Source organism: Xenorhabdus bovienii, from assembly GCF_024721015.1.
GTDB classification, from domain to species: Bacteria; Pseudomonadota; Gammaproteobacteria; order Enterobacterales; family Enterobacteriaceae; genus Xenorhabdus; species Xenorhabdus bovienii.
In genome coordinates this window covers 1-232 of the sequence record NZ_JANAIF010000495.1, presented here as the reverse complement: position 1 = coordinate 232, position 232 = coordinate 1, and the positions used below count along the sequence as shown (strand labels likewise).

Here is a 232-nt window from a genome sequence, read left to right as displayed (position 1 = left end):
CCGCACCTTTCGTTTCGCCTAAGTATGAATATAGTGAAACCGTGTCGGTTGGAATTGTTACGCGCACCAAGAATAGGGCCGTGCTATTGCGACGTGCGCTGGAAAGCGTAAAGGATCAAACCTATCCGCACTGGCAATTGGTAATTGTAAACGATGGCGGACAGCCGGAGCCCGTGGACGCTTTGGTTAATTCGGTGTTTGGTAACGATAAGCGGGTCAGCGTCATTCATCA

1 protein-coding gene is annotated in these 232 nt (G+C 50.4%); it reads left to right on the top strand.

The window, feature by feature from the left end; all coding sequences use genetic code 11:
• Window positions 1-41: 41 nt before the first annotated feature.
• Window positions 42-232 (top strand): glycosyltransferase family A protein (locus NXS07_RS22140; protein ID WP_368859267.1); only part of this gene is annotated, 191 nt, incomplete at its 3' end.